We start from the raw sequence: 26587 nt of genomic DNA, 5'->3' as shown, positions 1-26587 counted from the left end.
TGTATTAATCCAGCGTCTGGCGGTATCGCAGCATCGCCAGCACCGACACCGCCAGCAGAAACGCCAGCATCGGCCAGATATCCGTCCAGGCGTCCGCGATCCCGATCCCCTTCAGCATCACCCCGCGCACGACGCGCAGAAAATGCGTCAGCGGCAGCGCTTCGCCGATCACCTGCGCCCAACCCGGCATGCCCCGGAAGGGAAACATGAAGCCGGACATCAGGATCGAGGGCAGGAAGAAGAAGAAGCTCATCTGCATCGCCTGGAGCTGGTTCTTCGCGACCGTCGAGAACAGGAATCCCACCGCCAGGTTCGCGATGATGAAGACCAGCAACCCCGCCCCCAGCACCGCCGGATTGCCCATCATCGGCACGTGAAACAAGAGCCGGGCCGCCGTCAGGATCACGCCCACCTGCACCATGCCCACCGCGATGAAGGGCGTCAGCTTGCCCACCATCACCTCGATCGGCCGCACCGGCATGGCGAGCAGGTTCTCCATGGTTCCGCGCTCGCGCTCGCGCGTCATGGCCAGCGCCGTCATGATAATCATCGTCATGGTCAGGATGGTGCCCATCAACCCAGGCACGATGTTGTACTGCGTGAGCCCTTCAGGGTTGTAGCGGCGGTGGACGCGCACCTCCGCTGCCGAGGCCCCAGGCGCGAGGCCGGACAGCGTGCCGGTCAGCAGCGGCGCCAGCGCGTTGTCCACGATGAGTTGAAGCGCACCGACGGAAGGTCCCGTCGCCGCCGGATCCGTGGCATCGGCCATGATCAGCAGCGCGGGTCGTTCCCCTCGGAGAAAGTCGCGATCGAAGGTGGTGGGAATCTCGACGGCGAATTGCACCTGGCCGCGATCGAGCAGCCGGTCCACCTCGGCCACGTCGCGGGCGAGAACGGTGATACGGAAATAGGTGCTGTTCTGCAGTGCGGCGACGATGGCGCGGCTGGCCGGGCCGTTCTCGTAGCCCAGCACGGCGGTCGGCAACTGGCGCGGATCGGCGTTGATCGCGTAACCGAAGAGCATGAGCTGTATGATGGGAATGCCGACCATCATGGCGAAGGTCAGCCGGTCCCGCTTCATCTGGATGAACTCCTTCAGGATCATCGCGCCCATGCGGGCCAGCGAGACGCGCGGCACGCTCATCCCCGCTTCTCCGGCGCGAAATTATCCTGCGACTGGTCCATCAGATGGATGAAGGCATCCTCGAGCGAAGGCTCGCTCCGGCTCCATTCCAGCCCCGCCTCGTCCTTGTAGGCCGCGACGGCGGCGTCGAGTTTTCCGCCGTCCGAGCCGCTGACATGCAACGTCGCGCCGAAGGGCGCCACCATCTCCACACCCTCTTTGCCGGCGAGGTCGTGCGCCAGGGTCGCGATGCGGCGCGGCGGGCCGGAGACGTGCCAGGTGGAGAGGCCCGCGCCCTTCACCACCTCCTCCACCGTGCCGTCGGCCATGAGCTTGCCATAGGCGAGATAGGCGATGCGGTGGCAACGCTCCGCCTCGTCCATGTAGTGGGTGCTGACCAGCACGGTCATGCCGCCGGCCGCGAGCTCGTGGATCTCGTCCCAGAAGGCGCGGCGGGCCTTGGGGTCCACGCCGGCGGTGGGCTCGTCGAGCAGCAGCAGATCGGGCTCGTGCAGGATGCAGGCGGCGAGCGCGAGGCGCTGCTTCCACCCGCCCGAGAGCGAGCCCGCCAGCTGGTTCTTCCGGTCCGCGAGGCCGAGGCGTTCCAGCGCGCCGGTCACCTTCTTCCGCCGATCCGGCAGGCTGTAGAGCCGGGCCACGAAGTCCAGGTTCTCCGCGATGGTCAGGTCTTCATAGAAACTGAATCGCTGCGTCATGTAGCCGACGCGCTGCTTGATGGCCCAGCTCTCGGTGCGGATGTCGTGGCCGAGGCAGGTCCCCTCCCCCTCATCAGGCACCAGCAACCCGCAAAGCATGCGGATGGTCGTGGTCTTGCCGCTGCCATTGGGGCCGAGGAAGCCGTAGATCTGCCCACGCATCACATCGAGCGAGAAGTGGTCCACGACCGTGCGCTTGCCGTAGCGCTTGGTCAGCCCCTTCACCGAGATGACGGGCTGTTCGGCGGCGTCGTTCATGGCGCGATCCGCCCCGGCGCCGTCACGGCGCGATCCGCGCGGTGATGGGCTGGCCGGGAAGCGGGTTGCCCTCTGCCGGCTCCATCAGCGCCTCGATGCGGAAGACGAGCTTGGCTCGCGTCTCCCGGCTGAAGATGACGGGCGGCGTGAACTCCACCTCGCTGGCGACACGGCTGACGCGCGCGATGAGTCCCGGTGGGCAGCCGGTGCAGGTGACGGCGATGCGCTGCCCGGGTCGGAAATCGGCGCGACGCGGGTCGGGCACGAAGAAGACGGCGCGGATATTGGCGGGCGGCAGCAGGCTCACCACCACACCGTTCGCGGGCACCCATTCGCCGGGGCGGCGCACCACGTCGTCCACCAGCCCGGCGGCCGGGCTCGCGACCTGGCGCTGGGCGAGCCGCCATTGCGCCTGCTCCAGCGCATGGCGAGTGGACTCCACCGTCGCCTCGGCCGACTGGATGCGGTCCGGGCGGGCAGCGAGCCGCGCCGTCGCAAGCTGCGCGCGCATCTGCGCCACCTGGGCCAGCGTCTGCTGCTGCGTGGCCTGCGCCTGGTCCAGCTGGGCCTGGGGCGTGGAGCGGGTCCGGACCAGTTCCGCCTGACGCGCCAGCGAGAGGTCGGCGAGGTGGCTGTTCGCCTCGGCCTGGACGATCTGCGCCTCGATGGAGGCGATCTCTTCCGGCCGCGCGCCGAGGCGCATGTCGGCCAGGTCGCTCCGCGCCTTGGCGAGGTCGGCCTCGGCCTGGGCGACGGCGGCGCGCTCCCGCACAGGGTCCAGCGCGAAGAGCGGCGCGCCGGCCGCGATGCGCGCGCCGCGGGCCACGGCGATGGTCTGGATCCACCCGCCCTCGGGCGCGGCAATGCGGAGGTATTCGCCCTCCATATAGCCCTGGTAGCCGGCGTCCGCGTCGTCGTTGCAGGCGGCCAGCGACAGCGCGAGCAGCAGGGCCGCGAGGAGGCGCGTCATCGGGAGGCTCCTTCGGCGCGGAGGGCGCCCAGAAACAGGTCGAGGTGCAAAGCGAGCATGGGACCGGGCGGCTCCGGGGCGTCCTCGATCGGGGCGAAGCTGGTCTGCCAGAGGGCCGAGAGAATGATGGGCGCCACGAAGAGGCGGGCGGTGGCGCGGGTGTCCAACGGACGGAACGCACCGGATTCCATGCCCCGCCGGAGGATGCCCTCGATCAGCGCGAGGCCGCGCCCCACCACCTCGCGCCGGTAGAAGCGGGCCATCTCCGGGAAGTTCCCGGCTTCGGCCAGGACCAGCTTGGGCACGGCGGCCACACGCGGGTCGGCGGTGGCCTTGCCCATAAACTCCAGCAGGTGGCGGAGCTGGAGCTCGGGCGCCGCGCCGGAGGCCGCGAGCATCGCCTCGGCCGCTTCCACGCGGGGGATGATGTCGCGCCGGACCAGCGCCTCGAAAATCGCCTCCTTGGAGGGATAATAGAGGTAGATCGTGCCCTTGGAGACGCCGGCCCGCGCGGCGATGTCCTCCATGCGCGCGGCGGAGAAGCCCTTCGCGACGAAGGTATCCAGCGCGGCTTCGAGAAGCTCGCCGGGGCGGTCGGCCTTGCGACGCGCGCGGGTAGGGGGTGGTGTGGTCTTCATTTACTGACCTAACGGTCAGTCATTTAAGGCGTTGCCAGGCCCGGGACAAGAAATCCATGTCCACTCGGCCGTGGGATCCGATGCCGCCTTCGGTCCTCCGTTCTACCCGCCGAGGTACTGCGCCTCCGTCACCTGCTCCATCCACTCCACAGGCGAGGCGCCGAGCCGCTCCTGGATGGCGATGTGACTCATGGCCGTCGTCGCGGTCGCGCCGTGCCAGTGCTTCTCGCCCGGCGGAAACCAGACCACGTCGCCGGGGCGGATGGCCTCGACCGGGCCGCCCTCGCGCTGGGCCCAGCCGCTGCCGGTGGTGATGATGATCGTCTGGCCGAAGGGGTGGGTGTGCCAGGCCGTGCGCGCGCCCGGCTCGAAGGTGACCAGCGCCCCGCTCGCCCGCGCGGGATCGGGCGCGCTGAAGAGCGGATCGACGCGGACCCGCCCGGTGAACCAGGCCGGATTGCCTTGCGTGGACGGCTCGGCGCCGGCGCGTTTGATGTCCATCTGTCTCGTTCCCGTTGATGCGCGAGGAGCCTTGCCCCCGATGGTTACGCCGCGTCCGGCCGGTCCACGATGAGCGTGGATCCCTCGTGCCCGACGACGACAATCGTCGCCCCGTTCGGAATCGCCCCGCCGCGCGAGCGCGCCGCCCAGCTCCCATCCGCCACCTGCACCCGGCCGACCGGCGCGATATCGCCGAGCGCGATGCCTCGCAGCCCCCGCAGCACCGCATCCGGCCGGGACACGTCGCCGCGCTCCTGGCGGAAGCTGCGATGGAGATACCAGATGCCCAGGCTGCCCGAGCAGCCGATCAGGAACATCAGCACCTGCGCGCCCCAACCGAAGTGCAGGAAGGAGGCCAGCGAGGCCAGGGCGGCGCCCACCCCCATCCAGAGGAAGACGGTGAAGGGCAGCAGCATCTCCAGCCCCATCAGGACCAGCGCGATGACGGCGAGGACCGCCCAGCCCATGCCGTGATTCATCGGGGACCGAAGGGCCCGACCGGCACGGAGGTTGGCGGCGTGGGCGGGGCCGGCGACGCGCCGACGGCCGAGAGCGAGGCCATCACCTGCGCGATGCCGCCCGCCATCGAGGCGGATTCCATCGGGATGATCAGCGTCTTGGTCGAGGGGTTCGAGGCCAAGCCGCGCAGCGCCGCCATGTACTTGTCCGCGATGAAGTAGTTCAGCGCGGCGCCGCCGGTGCCCTCGCCGGCCCTGGCCACGACCTCGACGGCCTTCGCTTCCGCCTCGGCCAGGCGCTCACGGGCGCGGGCATCCATCTCGGCCGCCTCCATGCGGCCACGGGCCTCGAGCACCTGCGCCTCGCGCTTGCCGTCGGCCTCCATGACCACGGCGCGGCGGCGGCGCTCGGCGGTCATCTGCATGTTCATCGCCTCGATGAGATTCGCCGGCGGCTCGACCTTGCGGAGCTCCACGCGCGTCACCTTCACGCCCCAGGGATCGGTCGCAGCATCCAGCACCGCCATGAGCTGGTGCGAGATTTCCTCGCGCTTGCTCAGCGTCTCGTCGAAGGTCATGGAGCCGATGACGCTGCGCAGGTTGGTCATGGCCAGCGCCTCCAGGGCCTTGCCCAGCTGCGCCACCTGGTAGGCCGCCTTCACCACGTCCATGACGCGGTAATAGACGATGCCGTCCACCAGCACGGCGGCGTTGTCCTTGGTGATGACCGCCTGCTCGGGGATGTCGAGCACGGTCTCCTGGATGCTGATGCGATGACCGATGCGGTCGATGACCGGAATGATCAGGTTGAGGCCCGGATCCAGCGTTCGGGTGAAGCGCCCGAAGCGCTCGACGGTCCAGATATGGCCCTGCGGCACCGTGCGCACGCCCTGGAAGATGGCGATGACCGCGATGACGACGATCGCCAGTAGCACGAATTCCATACGGCGCTGCTCCACCCGGTTGATTGACTGTACATATAGTTCCGCCGGGAGCCAGGACGAGAGGCTTTTCGGGGATCGCCGGAAGCGACGGCCAGAACGATCCGTTTCGAGAGCATGGGCCACACCTGCGGCGATCATGCTCTACCCCCGGTCCCGCACCGCGAGCAAAAACGCCCCCGCCCCGAGCGCGGCGACGCCGGCGAGCAGCCAGGGCACGGCGCCGTAGCCGCCGCCCGCCTCCCAGACCAGGGCGAGGGCGAAGGGCGCGGCCGTGCGCGGCAGCACCCCGATCATCGAGAGCGCGCCGGTGACGGCGCCATAGCCCTCGCGTCCCAGGATCTCGGCCGTGCCGGCGGCGCGCACGATGGTCATCAGCCCGTCCGCCACCGCCCAGCAGAAGACGAAGGGCAACAGCCAGACCACATCCGGCGGCGCGAAGCCGAGCCAGATCATCGAGACCACCAGCAGCGGCGCGGCGATGATCCCCACCGCCCGCATCGAGGCGCGCGTCCCGGCGAAGTACAGCCCCGCGCGCGCCGCCACCTGGGTCGGCCCGTGCAGGGCCACCAACAGAAGCACACTCGCCTCCGGCAGGCCGTGCTCGCGCAGCAGCGGCACCAGATGCGTGCCCAGCCCCACCCCGATGAAGGCATGCGCCGCGAAGCAGAGCGCCAGCCCCCAGAAGGCCGGGCGGCGCAGCGCCCGCCGCAGCGCCTCGCCACCGTGGACGACCAGAGCGGGCGGGGGCGCCACCGAGCCGCGGAACTCCATCCACGCGATGGCGGCAGGGATCAGCTGGATCGCGGCCATGACGAGCAGCGCGACGCGCCATCCCTCGCGCTCCACCAGCATCGCGATCAGCGGCACGAAGAAGGTCGCCGTGAGGCCCGTGATGAAGGTGACGCCCGTGATCGCCTTGGCCGGATGCCGCGCCAGCGCGACCACCATGGCCATGGCCGGCGCCCAGAGCGCGGTGGCATGCGCGCAGCCCATCGCGATCCAGAGCAGGTAGAAGACCCAGAGCCGGTCCACCATCGCCCAGCCGACCAGCACCGCCGCGCCCAGAAGCGCGCCCAGGGTCAGCGGCAGGAATCCGCCTTGCCGGTCCACCCAATGCCCAACCGGAATGCCCAGCAGACCCGAGGCCAGCAGGCCGATGGTGAGCGCGCCGTTGAGCTCCCCGCGGCTCCAGCCCAGCTCGGCTTCCATGGGCTGGAGCACCAGCGCGAAGGGAAGAAATAGGGTCCCCCAGCCGATGAACTGGGTCAGGGCGATACCCCAGATCAGGCGGCGGTCGGAGGAAGGGTTCACAATGGCAGAAGGATGCCCCGTTCCGCGTGGAAGCGCGAGAACTCGTCCGGACTTATTCGCACGTCGCGCCGGGTTTCGTCGCTATGGCCCGAGGGATTGTGGAAGCGCAGCCGCCCCTGCTCGTCCTTGCCGAAGACGAGCACGAGATGCCCGCCCTTGTGCGGCGGATCGAGTTCCGGCGTGCGGATGCGCGGATGGACGGAAGCGAGGTAGAGCTCGCCGGGCGCCAGTTCCGGCCGAGGCTCGTCGAGCACGATGCGCGCCGCGATGCCGCGGGCGTTCAGCCATTGCACCGCGCCGGCATAGATCAGCCCGATGATGTCGTCGCCGCCCTGGTCGATATAGCCGCCCAGCGCCTGAACCTCGCGGCGCAGGGCATGAATGCTGTGCGCCTGGCCGCGCGACGCCATGGCCATCCGCAGGCAGGCCATCCCGCAGAGATGGCGCGCCCAGCGGGCGTATTCGGCCAGGTCCGCCGCGCCGCTCTCGGCCCAGAGCGGGTCGGTCGCGGCAAGGCGGCCTTCGAGGAACTCGGGCACCAATTCCGCCGAGGCCCATTGCGCGAAGTAAGGCGGCACGGCCGCCATCACCTCACCCATTCAGATGGCAAGCGCTCAGATGCCCGGGGGCGATCTCCTTCAGCACCGGCACCTCCACGCTGCAGCGCGGCATGGCGTGCGGGCAGCGCGGGTGGAAGTGGCATCCCGGCGGCGGGTTCAGCGGCGAGGGAATCTCGCCCTTCACCGTCGCGAAGGCCCGCTTCCGCGCCTCGATCCGCGGCACCGAGGCCAGCAGCGACACCGTATAGGGGTGGTTCGCCCGCGCGAAGATCTCTTCCGACGGCGCCTGCTCCACGACGCGGCCAAGATACATGATCACGACGCGGTCCGAGAGATGCTCCACCACGCCGAGATCATGGCTGATGAAGAGGTAGGTGAGGTCCAGCTCGGAGCGCAGCTGCATGAACAGGTTCAGGATCTGCGCCTGGATGGAGACGTCCAGCGCCGCCACCGATTCGTCGCAGACCAGGAATTCCGGCTGCACCGCCAGCGCCCGGGCGATGCCGATGCGCTGGCGCTGTCCGCCCGAGAACTGGTGCGGGTAGCGCTTCTTCAGCGTGGGATCGAGGCCGGCGCGGCGAAGCTGCTCGTCCACATAGCTGTCGAACTTGCCGCGCGTGGTCATGCCATGGACCAGCGGCGCCTCGCCCACGATGTCCTGCACCTTCATGCGCGGATTCAGCGAGGCATAGGGATCCTGGAAGATCATCTGCGCGCGCAGCTTGGCTTCCTTGGCCTCGGCGCCGTGCAGCGAGGCGATGTCCCGCCCACGCCACAGCACCTGGCCGTCCGAAGGCGGCATGATGCCCGCGACGACGCGGCCCAGCGTGGACTTGCCGCAGCCGGACTCGCCGACAAGACCGACCACCTCACCCTTGCGGATGGTGAGGTTCACATTGTCGACAGCGTGGACGATTTCCTCGCGGATCGGCGCACCCAGCTTCTGGGCGAGCTTGCCGATGAAATCGAGCCGCTTCTCGAAGCGCTTGCTGATGCCGATCAGCTCGATGATCGGCTTTTCCGGCTTGGCGCCGGCATCGTGCTTGTGTTCCATCGTCGCGCTCATGCCGCCACCGTCTCCATGTGCGGGTGGATGCAGCGCGCGTGACGACCGGGGATCAGTTCCATCAATTCGATGGGCGCGGCGCATTCCGCCGTGGCCCGCTCGCAGCGGCTGCGGAAGGAGCAGCCGGGCGGCAGCTTGAGCAGCGAGGGCGTCATGCCCGGGATCTGCCGCAACGGCTCGCCGCGCTTGTTCCGGCTCGGCACGGAGCCGATGAGGCCGTGCGTGTAGGGATGCAGCGGCGTGTCCAGGACCTCGGAGACCGGCCCATCCTCGACGACCTTGCCGGCATACATGACCGCGATGTCGTCGGCGAGGCCGGCCACCACCGAGAGGTCATGCGTGATCCAGATGAGGCTCGTGCCCGTATTGACCGCGAGCTTCTGCACCTCGGCCAGGATCTGGCCCTGGATGGTGACGTCGAGCGCGGTGGTCGGCTCATCGGCGATGATGAGCTCGGGCCGGTGCAGCAGCGCGATGGCGATGGCCACGCGCTGGCGCATGCCGCCCGAGAACTGGTGCGGATAGGACTTCAGCCGCTCCTCCGGAGAGGGGATGCCCACCATGCCCAGCGCGTCGCGGCAGCGCTGGCGCGCCTCGTCCTTCGAGACCTTGGTGTGCGCCAGGACGGTCTCGATCATCTGCGTGTCGACCCGGAGCACCGGGTTCAGCGTCATCATCGGATCCTGGAAGATCATGGCGATGCGGTTGCCGCGCAGCTGGCGCATCTCCTCCTCGCTGAGCCGCGCGAGGTTCTGACCGTGGAACAGGATCTCCCCGCCCACGACGCGCCCCGGCTCGTCCACAAGGCCGATGATGGAGAAACCCGTCACCGTCTTGCCCGAGCCGGACTCGCCGACCAGGCCCATGACCTTGCCGCGGCCGACGGTGAAGCTCACGCCGTCCACCGCCTTCACGACACCCGCACGGGTGAAGAAATGCGTCTGGAGATTCCGGACTTCGAGGGTCGCTACACTCACTTCTTCAACCTCGGGTTCAAAACGTCACGAAGATGGTCGCCCATCAGGTTGATGCTCACGATCGTCACCAGCAGGGCGATGCCCGGATAGAAGCTGATCCAGTACTTGCCGCTCAGCATGTACTCGTAGCCGTTCGCGATCAGCAGGCCGAGCGAGGGCTCGGTGATCGGCACGCCGAGGCCGAGGAAGGAGAGCGTCGCCTCCAGCGCGATGGCGCGGGCCACCTGGATGGTGCCGACGACGATCAGCGGGGGCAGGCAGTTCGGCAGGAGATGCCGGAACAGGATGCGCCGCGTGGGCAGCGCCAGGCACTGCGCCGCCTCGATGTATTCGCGCCGCCGCTCGACCAGGGCCGAGCCGCGCACGGTGCGCGCGTAATAGGCCCATTCCACGAAGACCAGCGCGATCACCACGTTGCCGACGCCCTTGCCCAGGAAGGCCAGGATCATCAACGCGGCGAGGATGGTCGGGAAGGACAGCTGCAGGTCGACGAGGCGCATGATCAGGCTGTCGGTGCGCCCGCCGCCATAGGCCGCGAGCAGCCCGAGCGAGGCGCCGACGAGGCTCGCGATGAAGGCCGAGCCGACGCCCACCGTCAGCGAGATGCGCAGGCCGTAGATGATGCCCGAGAGCATGTCGCGGCCCTGGTCGTCCGTGCCGAGCCAGTGGGTCATGCCCGAGCCGCCGACGCTGCCCGGCTCCAGCCTGCCGTCCATGATGTCGAGCTGCGCGAGGTCGTAGGGATTCTGCGGCGTGATCCAGGGGGCCAGGATGGCCAGGATCGCGATGATGCCAAAGACGATCAGTCCGCCGGCGGCGATCTTGCTGGCGAAGAATTCGGAGAGGAAGCGCCGGAAGGGCGTCTCCTCCTTCACCACTTTCTCGGCCACGGGGACTTCGTTTGCGGTGATGTCGCTCACGACTTGCCCTCCAGCCGGACGCGCGGATCGAGCGTCGAATAGAGCAGATCCACGGCAAGATTGATGATGATGAACATCATCACGATGATCATCAGATAGGCCACGATCACCGGGCGATCGAGCACGTTGATGCTGTCGATGATGAGCTTGCCCATCCCCGGCCAGGCGAAGACGCTCTCCGTCACGACGGAGAAGGCGATGGTGGAGCCGAGCTCGAGGCCCACCACGGTCACGACCGGAATCAGGATGTTCTTGAAGACGTGCACATAGGTCACGCGTCTTGGCGACAGACCTTTGGCGCGCGCGAATTTCACGTAGTCCATGAGCATCGTCTCCCGCACGCCCGATCGGGTGAGCCGGATCACGAGACTGATCTTGAACAGCGAGAGGTTGATCGCGGGCATCGCAAGATGCGCCAGCCCATCCCGCGTGAGGAAGGACCACCGCAGGCCGAGGAACTCCGCCGTCTCGCCGCGCCCGGTGCTGGGCAGCCAGCCCAGCTGCACCGCGAAGACCATGATGAGCATCAGCCCGACCCAGAAGGTCGGCAGCGAGAAGCCCAGGATGCTCCCCGCCATGATCGCCTTCGAGCCCGTGCTGTCCGGCTTGAGCCCGGCATAGAGGCCGAGCGGCAGACCGATCAGCAGCGCCATCACCGTCGCGCCGATGGCGAGTTCCAGCGTCGCGGGCATCTTCTGCAGGATGAGCTGCAAGGCCGGCTCGTTGAAGACGAAGCTGCGGCCGAGATCGCCCTGCAACGCCCGGAAGAGGAAGGTCAGGTATTGCTGCCACAGCGGCAGGTCGAGGCCGAGCGCCTTGATGGCGCGCTCGCGTTCCATCTGGTCGGCGTCGGGCGAGATGAGGATCTCGACCGGGTCGCCGATGGCATAGACGCCGACGAAGACGATGACGCTCATAGCGAGCATGACGAAGAAGGCCTGCAGCAGGCGCCGCAGGAGATATACGGTCATATTAACGGGCCACGGCAGGAGTGGGGGGAGACGCGGGACGAACGTCCTGCGCCCGGGTGAGCTCGTCGGCGCGCGGCGTCACCACGAAGCCGCGGCGGGTCGCCCAGATGTTGGTCTGGATGTGAAGCGGGATGAGCGCAACGTCGTCCAGCGCCATGCGCTCCAGCTCGATCAGCCGTTGCTGGCGCACCGTCTCGTCGAGGATCTGCGAGGATTCCTCCAGGCCGCGGTCCAGGGCCGGATTGCAATAGCGGCCGCGGTTGGAAGCGCCCAGTCCGGTGTCGCGATTCGGGCAGGCGATCAGGTTGCGCAGCGGGTGGCTGCCGTCGGGGTTCATGCCCCAACCCACCAGGAAGGCGGAGAGCTCGGCCCGGCTGGCGCGGCCGATGAAGGTCGTCCAGGTCTGCGCGTCGACGGAGGTGCGGATGCCCACGCGCGTCCACATCTGGCCCACGGCCTGGATGATGCGCCCGTCGTTCGGATAGCGGTCGTTCGGGCCGTGCAGCGTGATGCGGAAGCCGTTGGGGAAGCCGGCCTCGGCCAGCAGGCGGCGGGCGCCTTCGGCATCGAAGCGGGGAACGGGGAAGCCGGGGATATGGCTGGTCACGCCCTCGGCGAGGAACTGGCCGGTCGGCGTGGCCGCGCCTTCCATCACGCGCTCGACCATGCTCGCGCGGTCGATCGCCATGGAGAGCGCCTGGCGGACCCGGAGATCCTTCAGGGGATTGCGGGCGATCGGGCGACCGTCATTGTCGGTGACGAAGGGGGTCGCGTCCTCGCGCGAATGATCGAGCGAGAGGAAGATCAGCCGCAGGCCGGTCGTCTCATAGAGCGAAAGGCGGGCGTCGCGGCGCACGCGGGCGAGGTCGGCGGTGGGCACCTGGTCGATCACGTCCACGTCGCCGGCCAGAAGGGCGGCGGTGCGGGCGGCGTCGTTGGTGATCATGCGGTAGTTCACGCGCTGATAGGCGGGGCGCTCACCGAAATACTGGTCGTTGCGCTCCAGCTCGATGCGGTCGCCATTGGCGTGGCGCACCACGCGGAAGGGCCCCGTGCCGACCGCCAGCTCGCCGCTGTTGAAGCGCTCGGTCGTGGCGCCCTCATGCGTCTCGCGGTCGAGGATGAAGATGTTGGTCAGGTCCATCGGCAACAGCGGATAGGGCGTGCGCGTATGGAAGCGGATGGTCAGGGGGTCGATGATCTCGACCCTTACGATGGGGCGGACGAAGAGGGTGAAGGAGGCGGGGCTGTTGGGCACATTGGGCACGCGCGCCAGGGTGAAGGCCACGTCTTCGGCGGTGAATTCGCTGCCGTTGTGGAAGCGCACGCCCGCCCGGAGCTTGAATTCCCAGACGGTGGGCTCCACGACCCGCCAGCTCTCGGCCAGGCCAGGGATGTTGCGCGCGCGGTCGTCGGTCTCGACGAGGCGGCTGAAGATCATGCTCGCCGCCGCATTGTTGGGCGAGAGCTGATGATAATGCGGGTCGAGACTTGTAACCGGGGCGCCCACGGCCATTGTCAGGGTCTGGGCGGAGGCCCGACCAGGAGCCTGAACCGCGGCCATACAAAGAAGGCCGGCGGCGATGACGCGTAAACTTTGGCGCATGTCGTGGAAACCCTCAATTTAGGCGCGTTGGAGCGCCGGCTTGTAGCAGCAAGGTAGCAGCACAATCCAGGGCGGCCCAATATCTTCTATAAGTACCCATTCTAAAACAATATATTCCACTTCATCATTCGCCGACGACATGCGGATGGGCCGGTGATGATCGCGCGCGGCGCCTCCGTCGCGCCGCAAAATTGCCTCAGGCCGGTGAAATCCCCACACCTGCCATGCGTTCTGCAATTCGACGCCTTGTCTCATATTCTATGCTAAACGGCGGCCATGCCCATGACTGAAGGTCCCATCGAAGCTCCGGTGATCCCACCGCGGCCCCGAGCTGAACCCCCGAAGAAGCCCTCGAGGAAGGAGCGACCCGCGGCGAAGAAGCGGCCGCCCTTCCGGCTGTTCGGCGGCTTCGTCCGAACCCTGTTCATGATCGCCGTCATCGGCGTGGTGGCGACCGGGGTCGCGGGCTACGGCCTCTACCGCAAGCTCGAATCCGACCTCCCGGACTATCGCTGGCTGGCCGATTACCAGCCCCAGCAGATGAGCCGCATCTATGCCGGCGACAGCCGCCTGATGGCCGAGCTGGCCGCCGAGCGCCGGGTCTTCGTGCCCATCGAGGCGATCCCTCGCCGGCTCCAGCAGGCCTTCATCGCCGCCGAGGACCAGAATTTCGAGAGCCACCAGGGCGTGGACCCCATCGCCCTGCTGCGCGCCGTCGTCACCAATGTGGAGCAATACGGCTCCGGTCGGCGCATGGTCGGCGCCTCCACCATCACCCAGCAGGTCGCGAAGAACATGCTGGTGGGCAGCGACCGCACCATGCTGCGCAAGGCGCGCGAGGCGCTGCTGGCCATCCGGCTCGAGGACGCGCTGCCCAAGCCGCGCATCCTCGAGATCTATCTGAACGAAATCTTCCTGGGCGCGCAGGCCTATGGCGTCGCCGCCGCGGCCCAGGCCTATTTCAACAAGTCCCTGGACGAGCTTTCGGTCGCCGAGATGGCCTTCCTGGCCGCCCTGCCAAAGGCGCCCAACAACTACAACCCGCTGCGCTATCCCGAGGCCGCCCGCATCCGCCGCGACTGGGTGGTCGAGCGCATGCTGGACGACCGCGTCATCACCGCGGCCGAGGCCCTCGCCGCCAAGGCCGAGCCGATCCAGGCCCGCCCGACCCGGCGGCCCGACATGGTCGCCGTCGGCGGGCACTTCAACGAGGAGGTCCGGCGCGAGCTCATCCAGCGCTTCGGCCAGGAGCAGACCCAGGGTGGCGGCCTCGTCGTCCGCACCAGCCTGGACCCCAATCTCCAGGCGGCCACGGAAGGCGCGTTGCGCAACGGGCTGATGGCCTATGACCGCCGCCGCGGCGGCTGGCGCGGCGCGCTCGGCAAGAGCGCCTATGGCCCGACCGACTGGCTCCCCGCTCTGGAGGCCCTGCCCCGCCCGCCCGGCATGCTGAACGAATGGCGCCACGCCGTCGTGCTGGAGGTCCGTGAGCGCGACGCCCGGATCGGCTGGATCGAGCGCGCCAACGCCCGTGCGCCCTCCGAGCCCCGCACCGGCGTCGTCCTCCTGGAGGATCTGGCCTGGGCGCGCCCCGTGCTGCCCTCGCAGCCCGGCCAGCCGACGCGCCTCGGCAATGCGCCGCGCCGCGTCTCGGAGGTCCTCTCCGTCGGCGACGTCGTGATGGTCGAGCCGGAGCCCAACCGGCCCGTGGCCGCCGCCGCCCCGGCCCGCGGCGCCGCGCCCGCCGCCGGTCCGCGGCTGGAGCGCCTGGCGCTGCGCCAGATCCCCGAGGTCGAGGGCGCGGTCGTCGCGCTCGATCCGAACAACGGCCGCGTCCTGGCCACGGCCGGCGGCTGGAGCTACGACCGCAGCCAGTTCAACCGCGCCACCCAGGCCCAGCGGCAGCCGGGCTCGTCCTTCAAGCCCTATGTCTACATCACGGCGCTGGAGGCGGGCATTCCGCCCAACCAGCGCTTCCTGGATGGCCCGATCGAGGTCTCGACGGCGCAGGGCGTCTGGCGGCCGGGCAATTACGGCGGCAGCCTGAGCGGCGGCTACGTCACCATGCGCTCGGCGCTGGAGCGCAGCCTCAACCTCGTCACGGTCCGCATCGCCCAGCAGGTCGGCATCGACCGGGTGGCCGAGACGGCCGCGCGCTTCGGCGTGATCGACAACATGCCGCGCTACCTCTCCATGAGCCTCGGCGCGGGCGAGACCACGGTGCTCCGCCAGGCGGCCGGCTATGCCAGCTTCGTGAATGGCGGCCGCCGCGTGGAGCCGACCTTCATCGACAGCGTGCAGGATCAGCGCGGCCGCGTGATCTGGCGCAGCCAGGCCCGCGAATGCGCCGGCTGCGCCGCCGGACCCGAGGGCCCGCCGCCGGCCATCGCCGAGAACCGCGCGCAGATCGCCGACCCCATCGCCGCCTTCCAGATGGTCAATCTGCTGCAGGGCGCGGTGCAGCGCGGCACCGGCGCGCGGGCCGCCACCGGCCTCAACCGCCCCGTCGCCGGCAAGACGGGCACGACGGACGACTACAAGGACAACTGGTTCGTCGGCTTCACGCCCGATATCGTGATCGCCGTCTGGGTCGGCTATGACGACCCCCGCAGCCTGGGCAATGGCGAGACGGGCGGCTCCAACGCCGCGCCGATCTTCCGCGAGGTGGCCGCCGCCGCGCTGCAGGGAAGCCCGGCCGTGCCCTTCCGCGCGCCGCCCGGCGTCGCCTTGGTCCGCATCACGACGGATAACGGCCAGTCGATCCTCGAGGCTTTCCGCCCCGGCACCGAGAATTCGGCAACCGCCCCCACCGAAGGGGGAACGGGCGCCGCCGCCGCCGCACGAGTGGACAGCGGGCTCGGGGGGCTTTACTGAGCCCGCATGCGCGCAGACGCCCTACAGCTCCAAGAGCAGATCACCGCTTCGGTGTCCCTGCTAAGGAGGCATCTTTGACTGGGATGCTTCCCTCATTCGCCTCGCGGAACTGAACGCGAAGGCCGAAGACCCGACCCTATGGAATGACGCCACCGAGGCCCAGCGCCTCATGCGTGAGCGTGGCCGCCTCGTCGAGCAGGTCGAGGGCGTGCAACGGCTCGAGCAATCCGTGAAGGATGCGCTCGAACTCATCGAGATGGCCGAGGCCGAGAGCGACGCGGATACGGCCGACGCCGCCGTGGCCGACCTCGTCACCTTCGCCACCGAGGCCAAGCGCCGCGAGATCGAGAGCCTGCTTTCGGGCGAGGCCGATCACAACGACGCCTATATCGAGGTGAATGCCGGCGCCGGCGGCACCGAGGCCCAGGACTGGGCCGAGATGCTGATGCGCATGTACATGCGCTGGGCCGAGCGGCGCGGCTACAAGGTCGTGCTCACCGAGCAGTCCGAGGGCGAGGAGGCGGGCATCAAATCCGCCACGCTCCAGGTCACGGGGCCCAGCGCCTTCGGCTGGCTCAAGACCGAGACGGGCGTGCATCGCCTCGTGCGCATCAGCCCCTTCGGCGGCAACGACAAGCGCCAGACCAGCTTCGCCAGCGTCTATGTCTATCCGGTGATCGACGACAAGATCGAGATCGAGATCAACCCGGCCGACCTCAAGACCGACACGTTCCGTGCCTCGGGCGCCGGCGGCCAGCACGTGAACAAGACCGAATCGGGCGTGCGCTTCACGCACTTGCCGACCGGCGTCGTCGCGGCCTCCACGCAGGATCGCTCGCAGCACCGCAACCGCGTCATCGCGATGGATATGCTCAAGGCGCGCCTCTACGAGCTCGAGCTGCGCAAGCGCGAGGCCATCAGCGACGGCATCGAGGCCGGCAAGACCGACATCGGCTGGGGCCACCAGATCCGCAACTACGTGCTGCAGCCCTATCAGCTGGTGAAGGATCTCCGCAGCGGGCTGGAAAAGGGCAATCCGACGGCCGTGCTGGATGGCGACATCGACGACTTCATGGCGGCCGCTCTGGCCGCGCGGGTGGGCAACACGCGGTCGGATGCGAGTGCTTCCGCACGCTAGGGCCGAGCGGCCGCGCACCTCCGCCGCATGAGGTGGCTCAAGGCACCCGCGACCCTGCCCGTCGGCACGCGCGTCTATGCGATCGGCGACGTCCATGGCTGCGCCGACAAGCTCAGGGCGCTGCACGGTCTCATCCGCGCGGATCTGAAGGCCAACCCGACCTCCGGCGCTTCGGTCGTGCATCTGGGCGACTTCATTGATCGCGGGCCTGATTCGGCCGGCGCCATCGAGGCGGTGCTGGCCTTCGACGCCTGCCCCGTCGTGAACCTGCGCGGCAATCACGAGGACACGCTCCTCGCCGCCCTCGACGGCGACAGCCCCAGCGCCACCGACTGGATGTATTACGGCGGCAAGGACGCCCTCGCGAGCTGGGGCTTCGCGGCGGACGCTCCACGCGACAGCTGGGCGGCCGGCATCCCCGCCGCGCATATTTCCTTCCTGCGCGGGCTGCGGCTGCATCATCGCGTCGGGCCCTATCTCTTCGTGCATGCCGGCCTGCGCCCGGGCATCGCCTTCGAGGATCAGAAGCCCGAGGACCTGCTGCGCATCCGCGGCGCCTTCCTCGACAGCGAAGCCGATCACGGCGTGATAGTCGTGCATGGCCACACCCCCGTGCGCGAGCGCGAGGCGGATCTGCGCGAGAACCGCATCAACCTCGACACCGGCGCGGTCTTCGGCGGCCCGCTGACCTGCGGCGTGCTCGAGGAAGGTCGGATCGGTATCCTGACGGCCTGAGGAGGCACTCCCCATGATGGCCGACCTGCCCGTCTCCTATCTGATCCAGGCGCTCGACCTCGTCGGCATCTTCGTCTTCGCCCTCAGCGGCGCGGCGCTGGGCACGCGGCGCGGCATGGACGTCTTCGGCGTGCTGGTCCTGGCCTTCGTGACCGCCACCTCGGGCGGCATCCTGCGCGACCTGCTGCTCGGCGCCGTGCCTCCCGCCTCGATCGCGAGCTGGCATGCCTTGGCCATCTCCATCGCGGCGGGGCTGCTGGTCTTCTTCAGCCAGCAGACGGTCACGCGCCTCGCCTCGGCCGTGCTGTTTTTCGACGCGGTGGGGCTCGGCGTCTTCGCCGTGACGGGAACCTACAAGGCGCTGGCCTTCGGCCTCTCGCCGCCGATGGCGGCCCTGCTCGGCATGATCGGCGGCATCGGCGGCGGCATGGTGCGCGACGTGCTGACCGCGCGCGTGCCGGTCGTGCTGCAGGCCGAGATCTATGCCGTGGCGGCGCTGGCCGCGGCGCTGGTGGTGGTGGCGGGGCATTGGCTGGCACTGCCCCCCGCGATCGTCTCCGTGGTCGCCATCGGGCTATGCCTGGCGCTGCGGATGATCGCGATCTCGCGCAACTGGCGGCTGCCGGTCGCGCCGAAGACCGAGGAATAGCGCGGCGGAACGGTCGCCGCGCCGGGATAGCTGCCTCAGTCCAGCTGGATTCGGAGATCCTGGATGATCGGCGCCCAGCGCGCCCGTTCCTCCTGAATCATCCTGGCCATGTCCTGCTGCCCGCGGAACACGGCGGTCTGGCCCTGGCTGGCGAAGGTGCTCTGGATCTCAGGATCGGCCACCGCCTGGCGGAAGGCGCCTTCCAGCCGGGCGAGCACAGCCGGGGGCGTCCCTGCCGGCGCCACGAAGCCCTGCCAACCGCGGACGATCAGATTCGGGAAGCCCTGCTCGATCGCGGTCGGCACCGTGTTCAGCACCGGATTGCGCTCCTCGCCGAGGACGGCGATCGCGCGCACCAGCCCGGCATCGACCTGCGGCTTGGCCAGGCTGATCGCGTCCACCATCAGCTGGATGCGGCCGCCCAGCATGTCCTGCAGCGCCGGGGCGCTGCCGCGATAGGGGATGTGGGCGATCTGCACGCCGGTCTGGTTGCGGAAGAGCTCGAAGCCGAGATGGGTGATGCCCCCCGCGCCGCCGGAGCCGAAATTCATCGTGCCAGGCTGCCTTCGGGCGAGCTCGACGAATTCGGTCAGGTTGCGCACCGGCAGGCTCGCCGGAACCATCATGAACAGGGCGCTTTGCGTCACCGTCGCGATGGGCACCAGGTCGCGCTGCGGATCATAGGGCAGATTGCGATACATCAGCGGGTTCATCGCGATGACGCTGTTGTTCACATGGCCGAAGGTATAGCCGTCGGGGGCGCTCTTCGCGACGGCGTCCAGGCCGAGATTGCCGTTCGCGCCGCCTCGGTTCTCCACCACGATCGGCTGGCCGAGCAGAGGCTGCATCTTCAAAGCGAGGGGGCGCGCCACGAGATCGGAGCCTCCGCCGGGCGCGAAGCCGACGATGAGGCGAATCGGCCGCGTCGGATAATTCTGGGCATGGACATGCGTCATCGGATTGGCGGCCAGCGTCGTCGCGGCGGCGGCCAGAATGGTGCGGCGTTTCAAACGTTTTCTCCATCTCCCGGCCGCTTACGGGCCGGTATGATGGCAGGCTAGGTCAGGTCGCGCGGGGGTGTACAGGCGGCAGGGGCGAGCGACGCCGTCCATTCCGCCGGCGTTATCAGCCGCGCACCAGGCCGCGCAGCACATGCTTCTGGATCTTGCCCGTGCTGGTCTTGGGCAGTTCGGCGAAGACGATGCGCTTGGGCGCCTTGAAGCCCGCCATGAGCCCGCGGCAATGCGCGATGAGCTCGGCCTCGGTGGCCTCCATGCCCGGCTTGAGCTCGACGAAGGCGCAGGGCACCTCGCCCCATTTGTCATCAGGCTGCGCGACGACGGCGGCGAGCGCCACGGAAGGATGCTTGAACAAGGCATCCTCGACCTCGATGGACGAAATATTCTCACCGCCCGAGATGATGATGTCCTTCGACCGGTCGCGCAGCTGGATGTAGCCGTCCGGATATTTCACCGCGAGATCGCCCGTGTGGAACCATCCTCCGGCGAAGGCGGCATCGGTCGAGGCCTGATCCTTGAAGTAGCCCTTCATGACGCTGTTGCCCTGCATCATCACCTCGCCCATCGCGACACCGTCGGCGGGAACCGATTGCATCGTCTGCGGATCCATCACGTCGAGGCCTTCGAGCGCGACATAGCGCACGCCCTGCCGCGCCATCAGCCGCGCCTGTTCGTTGGCGGGCAGCGCATTCCATTCACGATGCCACTCATTGGTGACGGAGGGGCCGTAGCACTCCGTCAGCCCGTAGACATGCAGCACCTCGAACCCCGCCTGGCGGATCGCGGCCAGCACCGCCTCGGGCGGCGGCGCGCCGGCGACGACGAAGGTGATCGCGCCGGGCAGCGGGCGCTTCTCGGCATCCGCCGTCGCGAGCAGCGTGCCCATCACGATCGGCGCGCCGCACATATGAGTCACGCCATGCTCGGCGATGAGCGACCACATCGCGGCCCCACGCACCGCGCGCAGGCAGACATGCGTGCCCGCCATCGCGGTGATGGTCCAGGGGAAGCACCAGCCGTTGCAATGGAACATCGGCAGCGTCCAGAGATAGACCGGATGCCGCCCCATGCCCGCCGAAAGCACGTTGCCCACCGCGAGCAGCTGCGCGCCGCGATGATGATAGACCACGCCCTTGGGCTTGCCCGTCGTGCCGGAGGTGTAGTTGAGCGCGATGGCGTCCCACTCGTCGCGCGGCATCGGCCAGGCGAAATTCTCGCTGCCCTCGGCGAGCAGGGCTTCGTAATCGAGCCCGCCCAGCGTTTCCACGGATGGGGCCTCGCTGTCGTTCACCTCGATGATCTCGGGTTGGCTTTCGCACTGGGTCAGCGCCACGCGCAGCACCGGCAGGAATTCGCGATCCACGATGAGCACGCGCGCCTCGCCGTGGTCGAGGATATAGGCGATCGTCGCCGCATCGAGCCGCGTGTTGATGCTGTTCAGCACACAGCCGGCCATGGGCACGCCGTAATGGCATTCCAGCATCGCGGGCGTGTTGGGCAGCATCGCCGCCACCGTGTCGCCGCGCCCGAGACCGCGCTGCGTCAGCGCATGCGCGAGCTTCACGCTGCGCGCGCGCAGCTCCGCATAGCTGCGGCGGATCGTGCCATGCACCACGGCCAGGTGATCGGGGAACACGGCGGCGCTGCGCTCCAGGAAGAGCAGCGGCGTCAGCGGCTGATGGTTCGCGGCGACGCGCGGAAGGGCATCGTAATCGGAAGCGGACATCAGCGATCCTGCCATTGCGGGGCGCGCTTGCCGAGGAAAGCGCCGATGCCCTCCGCGGCATCGGCGGCCATCATGTTCTCGACCATCACTTCGCTCGCGGCGTCATAGGCCTCGGCGAGCGGCAGACCGGCCTGGGCGAGGAAGCCGCGCTTGCCCATGCGGATCGTGACCGCCGAGCGCGAGGCGACCTGCGAAGCAAGCTCGAAGGCGCCCGCGCGCGCATCCTCCACGATGCGGTTGACGAGGCCGAGATCCTTCGCCTCCGCCGCGCTCACCATGCGGCCGGTGAGCAACATCTCCATCGCCGCCTTGCGCGGAATGGCGCGCGAGACGGCGACGGCCGGCGTCGAGCAGAAGAGCGCGATGTCCACGCCCGGCGTGCAGAACTTCGAAGCGGACGTGGCCACCGCCATATCGCAGCTCGCGACGAGCTGGCAGCCCGCCGCCGTCGCGATGCCCTCGACTGCCGCGATCACCGGCACCGGATGATTCACCACCTGCTGCATCACGCGGCTGCACAGCGCCATGGTGCGCGCGTAGAAGCCACGCCCGCCATCGGCCTCCTCGCGCGCCGCCGTCAGCTCGCGCAGATCATGCCCCGCCGAGAAGGCCGGGCCGTTCGCGGCCAGCACCACGCAACGCGCATCCTCGGCCGCATGCAGCGCCTCGGCCAGCGCCTCCAGCATTTCGATACTCAGCGCGTTGCGCGCCTTCGGGCGATCGAGCGTGATGAGCGCGACGCCGTCATTGCGCCGTTCCTGGATGATCATTGCTGGCCTCCCGGCTCGAAGAGCGTTTGCGGCAAACGGTAGCGGCGCTGCCACTGGATCCAAACGACCTCAGTGGGGCCCACGGCGTATTCCTCCACCTTCCAGCCGCCCGCAAGGCGCCGCCACAGCACCTGCGTGGCGCCGTTGTCGAACTGCCCGTGTTCCACCCGCGCACGATAGGGCGTCGCGGTCCAATCGATCGTCCCCTCGCCGTCCGGGCGTCGCGGTTGCAGCACCCCATAGGCAAACTCGCCGAAGCGCCGCAGCTCGCGCACGGTGAAGCGGACGGGGCCGTCGGTGGCGCGCATCAGCGTGGGGCGGATCGCCTCGAGCAGGAGGCGACGATCGGGGTCGCCGCGGATGACATCCATCGCGTGCTGCTGCGCTCGCGCCGGCACGGCCAGGAAAAGCAGGGGCAGTATCGCGCGTCGCGCGATCATCTTCCGAGCACCCCGGCGATCTCCTCGAGGATCATCGGGTCGTCGATGGTCGGCGGCACGGTGTAGCGCTCGCCATCGGCGATCTTGCGGATCGTCCCGCGAAGGATTTTTCCCGAGCGCGTCTTCGGCAGCCGCGCAACGACGCGCGCCTCCTTGAAGGCTGCCACCGGCCCGATGCGCTCGCGCACCAGCGCGACCAGTTCGCGCGCCACGTCAGCATCCTCACGCCGCACGCCGGCCTTCAGCACGACAAGGCCGAGCGGCGCCTGGCCCTTCAGCGCATCGGCCATGCCGACCACCGCGCATTCCGCCACATCCGGATGCGCGGCCAGCACCTCCTCCATCGCGCCCGTGGAGAGACGATGGCCGGCGACGTTGATGATGTCGTCGGTGCGGCCCATCACCCAGGCGAAGCCCTCGTCGTCGACCATCCCGGCGTCCGAGGTGTCGTAGTAGCCGGGGAAGGTGGAGAGATAGGCTTCGCGGAAGCGCTGACCGGCGTTCCACAAGGTCGGCGCGCAGCCGGGCGGCAGCGGCAGCTTGAGTACCATCGCGCCCTGCGAGCCGCGCGGCACCTCCTGCCCTTCGGCATTGAGCACGCGCAGGTCATATCCAGGCGCGGGCTTGCCGCCGGAACCGGGGCGCGGTTCGAACAATCCGAAGCCGCGGAAGCCGGCGGTGATGGGCCAGCCCGTCTCGGTCTGCCACCAATGGTCCACCACCGGTACGCCGAGCTTCTCCGCGGACCACAGCGCCGTCGGCGGATCGCAGCGCTCGCCGGCGAGGTAGAGCGCCTCCAGCTTCGAAAGGTCGTATTTCCGCATCAGCGCGCCGTCCGGATCCTCCTTGCGGATGGCGCGGATCGCGGTGGGCGCGGTGAAGAGCACGCGCACGCCATGCTCGGCGCAGACGCGCCAGAAGGTGCCCGCATCGGGCGTGCCGACCGGCTTGCCCTCGAAGAGCACCGAGGTGCAGCCCGCCAGCAGTGGCGCATAGACGATGTAGGAATGCCCCACGACCCAGCCGACATCGGAGGCCGTCCAGAAGATATCGCCGGCTTCCAGCCCGTAGATCATCCGCATGCTGGCATGCAGCACCACCGCATGCCCGCCATGGTCGCGCACGATGCCCTTGGGCTTTCCCGTCGTGCCGCTGGTGTAGAGGATGTAGAGCGGGTCGGTCGCCGCCACGTCCACGCAGGGATGCGGCGTGCCGGCGGCTTCCGCTTCCGCGTAGTCGATGTCGCGGCCCTCGACCATGGTGCAGGGCTGCTGCTCGCGTTGCAGGATCAGGCAGAATTCGGGCTTGTGCGCCGCTATGCCGATGGCCGCATCCAGCAGCGGCTTATAGGCGACGACACGCCCCGGCTCTATCCCGCAGCTCGCGGAGATGATGGCCTTGGGCGTCGCGTCGTCGATGCGCGTCGCGACCTCCGCCGCGGCGAAACCGCCGAAGACCACGGAGTGGATCGCGCCCAGCCGCGCGCAGGCCAGCATGGCGATCGCGGCCTCCGGCACCATGGGCATGTAGAGGAGGACGCGGTCGCCCTTCACGACGCCGCGCGCGGCCAGCGCGCCGGCCAGGCGGCTCACGCGATCGAGCATCTCGGCGTAGCTGAAGTGCCGGATCGTCCCGGTCACGGGGCTGTCGTAGATGATGGCGGTCTGCTGCCCGCGTCCGGCCGCGACGTGGCGATCCAGGGCGTTATGGCAGGTGTTCAGAACGCCATCGGGAAACCAGCGGCCGTAAAGGCCTTGCGATCCATCGAAAGCCTGAGAGGGGGGGTGTGTCCAGTCCAATCCGCGCGCGGCCTCCAGCCAATAGCCTTCGGGATCGGCACGCCATTGCGCGATTGCGGCATCGTAGGCCGTCATGGATCGTTCTCCTCTAAAGGAAAATGACCCCATGGCCGTTGCTTCGCAAGCACGACCGCATCACCATCGGCCGTGATGACAACGCGCTTCGCGGCCCTGCCCGGCAATCTTCGCGGCGCGATCCTCATGTCGCTCAGCGCGCTGCTCTTCGCCACGGAGGCGCTGTTCATCCGTTGGCTGAGCCATCGCGGCGTGCCCACCTCCACGCAGCTCTTCGTGCGCTCGCTGGGTCAGCTCGTCTGGGTGGCGCCGCTGATCCTGACCGCGGGCGCCGCGGTCTTCCGGACCCGGCGCGTGGGGATGCACGTCCTGCGCGGCTTCTGCTCCGCCGCGACCTGGGGGCTCTATTTCCTCTCCTTCGCCTATCTGAACCTGGCCACGGCGACGGTCCTCTCCTTCACCAACGTGATGTTCACGACGATGCTGGCCGCCCCCCTACTGGGCGAGCGCGTGGACCGGGCGCGCTGGGCGGGCACCCTCGCCGGGCTGCTGGGCGTGGCCGTGATGCTGCGGCCGGGCGCCGACATCCCGCTGACCGGCGCGCTGATCGCCCTGGGCGCGGCCTTCTCCTGGTGCGGCATCACGCTGAGCTCGCGCAGCCTCTCGCGCACCGAGCGGACGGAGACGGTGCTTGCCTGGGTGGGGCTGATCACCACCGCCTGTACCCTGCCCTTCGCCATCGCCGGCTGGACGCCGCTGAACCTCGGCGACGTGGCCATCCTGACGGTCTTCGGCCTCTTCACGCCGGGCATCATCTGGCTGGTGACCGAGGCGCTGCGGGCCGGCGAGGCGAGCGCCGTCGCGCCCTTCCAGTATCTGCGCCTCGTCGTGATCGCCGCCGTCGGCTGGATGCTCTGGGGCGAGGTGCCGGACGGCTGGACCTGGCTGGGGGCGGGCGTGATCCTCTCGGGCGCCGTGGTCATCACCGTCAGCGAGGCGCGCAAGCGGTCATGACGCTCGCATTCCAGGCCGCCCCGCTCCTGCTGCTGCTGGCGCTGCTGGCGAGCGGGCGCGTCGGCCCCCTGCCCGCCTGCGGACTTGCCCTGGCAGCCGCGATCCCCGCCGTGCTGATGAGCCTGCCGGCTGATGCCGCGCTGGCGGATTTCCTGCTGCACGAAAGCCTGCGCGCCGCCTTCCTGGCCTTCCAGCCCATCGCGGTGGTCGCGGGCGGGCTGCTCTTCCACGCGGCGGTCGAGCGACCGGCCGGCGACGCCCATCGCGCGCCCAGCCCGGCGCGGATCTTCGCGGCCGTACTGCCGCTCGGCGCCTTCCTCGAGAGCGTGACGGGCTTCGCGGTCGGCGCCGTCTTCGCACTCTCGGCGCTGCGCGGCATGGGAATCCGCGGCGCGGTCGCGATCGCCCTGGCGGTCCAGTCGCAGGTCATGGTGCCCTGGGGCGCGCTGGGGCCGGGCTCGGCGCTGGGGGCCGCGCTGGCCGATGTCCCGGCGCAGGAGTTCGTCGGGCTGGTCGCCTGGCCCAACGCGGCCTGGATCGTCTCGCTGACGCCGCTGCTCTGGTGGCTGCAGGCGCGCGCCGGGGTGCCCGTGCCCGGTCGCGAGAAGGCGATGCAGGCGCTCATGACCGCCGTGATGGCCGCGCTGCTGGTGGCCCTGCACGCCATCCTGCCCTTCGAGACGGTGGGGCTGGTGGCAAGCGGCGTGGTGGCCGTCTGGGCGCTCTGGCGCTCCGACCCGCCACGCGATCTCGGCACGGCACTGCGTGCGAGCTGGCCCTATCTGCTGCTGACGGCATGCCTCCTCGCCGCGCGACTGGTACCGCACCCGCCCGCCTGGCGACCCTTTCCCGAATTGCCGGGCATCCCGGTCACCCATGTCGCGGTGGTGCTCTGGATCGTCGGCTTCGCTCTGCTGATGCTCCGGCCGGATGGCATGGCCCGCGCCGCTGCCGCGCTGCATCGGGCGAGGCGCCCCGCCGCCGCCATGCTGCTCTACGTGCTGCTCGGCCGCTGGCTGGCGGGGAGCGGCGTGGCGCTCGCCCTCGCCCAGGCGCTGATCGGCGGCAAGGGGGTGGCCGCTGCCTATGCCATCGTGCCGATGGGCTTCCTCAGCGGCGTCATCACCGGCAGCAATGTCGGCGGCAATGCCGCGCTCATGCCGATGCAGGCGGCGCTCGGCCAGGCGCTCGGCCTGCCGCCATTGCTGGCGCCGGCGCTGCATAATTTCGCCAGCGCGGCCGGGGCGGGCATGAGCATCGCGGCCACCGCCATGCTCTGCATGCTCCTCGCCGACGGCACGCGGCCCGTGCAAGTCTGGCGGCTTCTTCTGCCTTCCATGGCGCTGGCCCTGCTCTGCGGCACGGGCGCCCTGATTTTCCTGAGGTAAC

The 26587-nt window shown here is 69.1% G+C and carries 25 protein-coding genes; 6 read left to right on the top strand and 19 right to left on the bottom strand.

Annotation, left to right across the window (positions count from 1 at the left end; all coding sequences use genetic code 11):
* Window positions 1-4: 4 nt before the first annotated feature.
* From ACO057_RS20815 to ACO057_RS20750, 14 genes are all read right to left on the bottom strand, one after another.
* Window positions 5-1144 carry an ABC transporter permease gene (locus ACO057_RS20815; RefSeq protein WP_421995068.1) on the bottom strand — a complete coding sequence of 380 codons (1140 nt, stop codon included), beginning with the start codon at window positions 1142-1144 and terminating at the stop codon, window positions 5-7.
* A complete protein-coding gene (locus ACO057_RS20810; RefSeq protein ID WP_421995066.1) occupies window positions 1141-2097 on the bottom strand; it encodes an ABC transporter ATP-binding protein in 957 nt (318 codons plus the stop codon). Before ACO057_RS20810 ends, ACO057_RS20815 begins: the two co-directional genes overlap by 4 nt.
* Before the next feature lie 22 nt (window positions 2098-2119).
* Window positions 2120-3067, bottom strand: coding sequence for an HlyD family secretion protein (locus tag ACO057_RS20805; RefSeq protein ID WP_421995064.1), 948 nt, complete (start codon window positions 3065-3067; stop codon window positions 2120-2122).
* Window positions 3064-3705 carry a TetR/AcrR family transcriptional regulator gene (locus tag ACO057_RS20800; protein WP_421995062.1) on the bottom strand — a complete coding sequence of 214 codons (642 nt, stop codon included), beginning with the start codon at window positions 3703-3705 and terminating at the stop codon, window positions 3064-3066. The genes ACO057_RS20805 and ACO057_RS20800 overlap by 4 nt, the downstream gene beginning before the upstream one ends.
* 102 nt (window positions 3706-3807) lie before the next feature.
* Window positions 3808-4206, bottom strand: a complete 399-nt coding sequence (locus tag ACO057_RS20795; protein ID WP_421995060.1) for a (R)-mandelonitrile lyase — start codon at window positions 4204-4206, stop codon at window positions 3808-3810.
* Between the two features lie 44 nt (window positions 4207-4250).
* Window positions 4251-4673 carry an NfeD family protein gene (locus ACO057_RS20790; RefSeq protein ID WP_421995058.1) on the bottom strand — a complete coding sequence of 141 codons (423 nt, stop codon included), beginning with the start codon at window positions 4671-4673 and terminating at the stop codon, window positions 4251-4253.
* Between the two features lie 8 nt (window positions 4674-4681).
* Complete coding sequence (locus ACO057_RS20785; RefSeq protein ID WP_421995056.1) at window positions 4682-5608, bottom strand: SPFH domain-containing protein; 927 nt, start codon at window positions 5606-5608, stop codon at window positions 4682-4684.
* 141 nt (window positions 5609-5749) lie between these two features.
* Window positions 5750-6919: an MFS transporter gene (locus ACO057_RS20780; protein WP_421995054.1), complete on the bottom strand. Its 1170-nt coding sequence runs from the start codon at window positions 6917-6919 to the stop codon at window positions 5750-5752.
* Window positions 6916-7518 carry a hypothetical protein gene (locus ACO057_RS20775; protein WP_421995052.1) on the bottom strand — a complete coding sequence of 201 codons (603 nt, stop codon included), beginning with the start codon at window positions 7516-7518 and terminating at the stop codon, window positions 6916-6918. Before ACO057_RS20775 ends, ACO057_RS20780 begins: the two co-directional genes overlap by 4 nt.
* Window positions 7511-8545 (bottom strand): ABC transporter ATP-binding protein, encoded by a 1035-nt coding sequence (locus tag ACO057_RS20770; protein ID WP_421995050.1) that lies wholly within the window; start codon window positions 8543-8545, stop codon window positions 7511-7513. Before ACO057_RS20770 ends, ACO057_RS20775 begins: the two co-directional genes overlap by 8 nt.
* The gene (locus tag ACO057_RS20765) at window positions 8542-9522 is read right to left on the bottom strand and encodes an ABC transporter ATP-binding protein (RefSeq protein ID WP_421995048.1); all 981 of its coding nucleotides are present in this window, start codon (window positions 9520-9522) and stop codon (window positions 8542-8544) included. The genes ACO057_RS20770 and ACO057_RS20765 overlap by 4 nt, the downstream gene beginning before the upstream one ends.
* Window positions 9519-10442 (bottom strand): ABC transporter permease, encoded by a 924-nt coding sequence (locus tag ACO057_RS20760; protein ID WP_421995046.1) that lies wholly within the window; start codon window positions 10440-10442, stop codon window positions 9519-9521. The genes ACO057_RS20765 and ACO057_RS20760 overlap by 4 nt, the downstream gene beginning before the upstream one ends.
* Window positions 10439-11413 (bottom strand): ABC transporter permease, encoded by a 975-nt coding sequence (locus ACO057_RS20755; protein ID WP_421995044.1) that lies wholly within the window; start codon window positions 11411-11413, stop codon window positions 10439-10441. Before ACO057_RS20755 ends, ACO057_RS20760 begins: the two co-directional genes overlap by 4 nt.
* Window position 11414: 1 nt before the next feature.
* On the bottom strand, window positions 11415-12929 hold the full coding sequence (locus ACO057_RS20750; RefSeq protein ID WP_421995042.1) for an ABC transporter substrate-binding protein: 1515 nt from the start codon (window positions 12927-12929) through the stop codon (window positions 11415-11417).
* 516 nt (window positions 12930-13445) lie between these two features.
* On the opposite strand from ACO057_RS20750, the gene ACO057_RS20745 reads away from it, so the two are divergent.
* From ACO057_RS20745 to ACO057_RS20730, 4 genes are all read left to right on the top strand, one after another.
* Complete coding sequence (locus ACO057_RS20745) at window positions 13446-15893, top strand: penicillin-binding protein 1A (RefSeq protein ID WP_421995040.1); 2448 nt, start codon at window positions 13446-13448, stop codon at window positions 15891-15893.
* Window positions 15894-15899: 6 nt separating this feature from the next.
* Window positions 15900-17031, top strand: a protein-coding gene (gene prfB / locus ACO057_RS20740; RefSeq protein WP_421995038.1) for a peptide chain release factor 2 whose coding sequence is annotated in 2 segments (ribosomal slippage) — window positions 15900-15968 and window positions 15970-17031 — 1131 coding nt in all. Because the reading frame shifts where the segments join, the coding sequence is not laid out codon by codon here.
* A 27-nt stretch (window positions 17032-17058) separates the two neighbouring features.
* Complete coding sequence (locus tag ACO057_RS20735) at window positions 17059-17766, top strand: metallophosphoesterase family protein (RefSeq protein ID WP_421995036.1); 708 nt, start codon at window positions 17059-17061, stop codon at window positions 17764-17766.
* 13 nt (window positions 17767-17779) lie between these two features.
* Window positions 17780-18415, top strand: a complete 636-nt coding sequence (locus ACO057_RS20730; protein ID WP_421995034.1) for a trimeric intracellular cation channel family protein — start codon at window positions 17780-17782, stop codon at window positions 18413-18415.
* A gap of 35 nt (window positions 18416-18450) precedes the next feature.
* Here ACO057_RS20730 and ACO057_RS20725 read toward each other — a convergent pair whose 3' ends face one another.
* The 5 genes from ACO057_RS20725 to ACO057_RS20705 all read right to left on the bottom strand — a co-directional run bounded on the left by ACO057_RS20725 (window position 18451) and on the right by ACO057_RS20705 (window position 24244).
* Window positions 18451-19425 carry a Bug family tripartite tricarboxylate transporter substrate binding protein gene (locus ACO057_RS20725; protein WP_421995032.1) on the bottom strand — a complete coding sequence of 325 codons (975 nt, stop codon included), beginning with the start codon at window positions 19423-19425 and terminating at the stop codon, window positions 18451-18453.
* A gap of 115 nt (window positions 19426-19540) precedes the next feature.
* The gene (locus ACO057_RS20720) at window positions 19541-21160 is read right to left on the bottom strand and encodes an acyl-CoA synthetase (RefSeq protein ID WP_421995030.1); all 1620 of its coding nucleotides are present in this window, start codon (window positions 21158-21160) and stop codon (window positions 19541-19543) included.
* Complete coding sequence (locus tag ACO057_RS20715) at window positions 21160-21930, bottom strand: enoyl-CoA hydratase (RefSeq protein ID WP_421995028.1); 771 nt, start codon at window positions 21928-21930, stop codon at window positions 21160-21162. The genes ACO057_RS20720 and ACO057_RS20715 overlap by 1 nt, the downstream gene beginning before the upstream one ends.
* Window positions 21927-22370 (bottom strand): hypothetical protein, encoded by a 444-nt coding sequence (locus tag ACO057_RS20710; protein WP_421995026.1) that lies wholly within the window; start codon window positions 22368-22370, stop codon window positions 21927-21929. Before ACO057_RS20710 ends, ACO057_RS20715 begins: the two co-directional genes overlap by 4 nt.
* Entirely contained in the window at window positions 22367-24244 is a 1878-nt protein-coding gene (locus ACO057_RS20705; protein WP_421995024.1) for a propionyl-CoA synthetase, read from the bottom strand. The genes ACO057_RS20710 and ACO057_RS20705 overlap by 4 nt, the downstream gene beginning before the upstream one ends.
* A gap of 75 nt (window positions 24245-24319) precedes the next feature.
* Here ACO057_RS20705 and ACO057_RS20700 point away from each other — a divergent pair, with 75 nt between their 5' ends.
* The gene (locus ACO057_RS20700) at window positions 24320-25198 is read left to right on the top strand and encodes a DMT family transporter (protein ID WP_421995022.1); all 879 of its coding nucleotides are present in this window, start codon (window positions 24320-24322) and stop codon (window positions 25196-25198) included.
* The gene (locus ACO057_RS20695; protein ID WP_421995020.1) at window positions 25195-26586 is read left to right on the top strand and encodes a hypothetical protein; all 1392 of its coding nucleotides are present in this window, start codon (window positions 25195-25197) and stop codon (window positions 26584-26586) included. The genes ACO057_RS20700 and ACO057_RS20695 overlap by 4 nt, the downstream gene beginning before the upstream one ends.
* The last annotated feature ends 1 nt before the right edge of the window (window position 26587 follow it).

Origin of the sequence: Roseococcus sp., assembly GCF_965227005.1 — a bacterium.
GTDB lineage: Bacteria > Pseudomonadota > Alphaproteobacteria > Acetobacterales > Acetobacteraceae > Roseococcus.
This window is presented reverse-complemented; position numbering and strand designations above follow the sequence as displayed.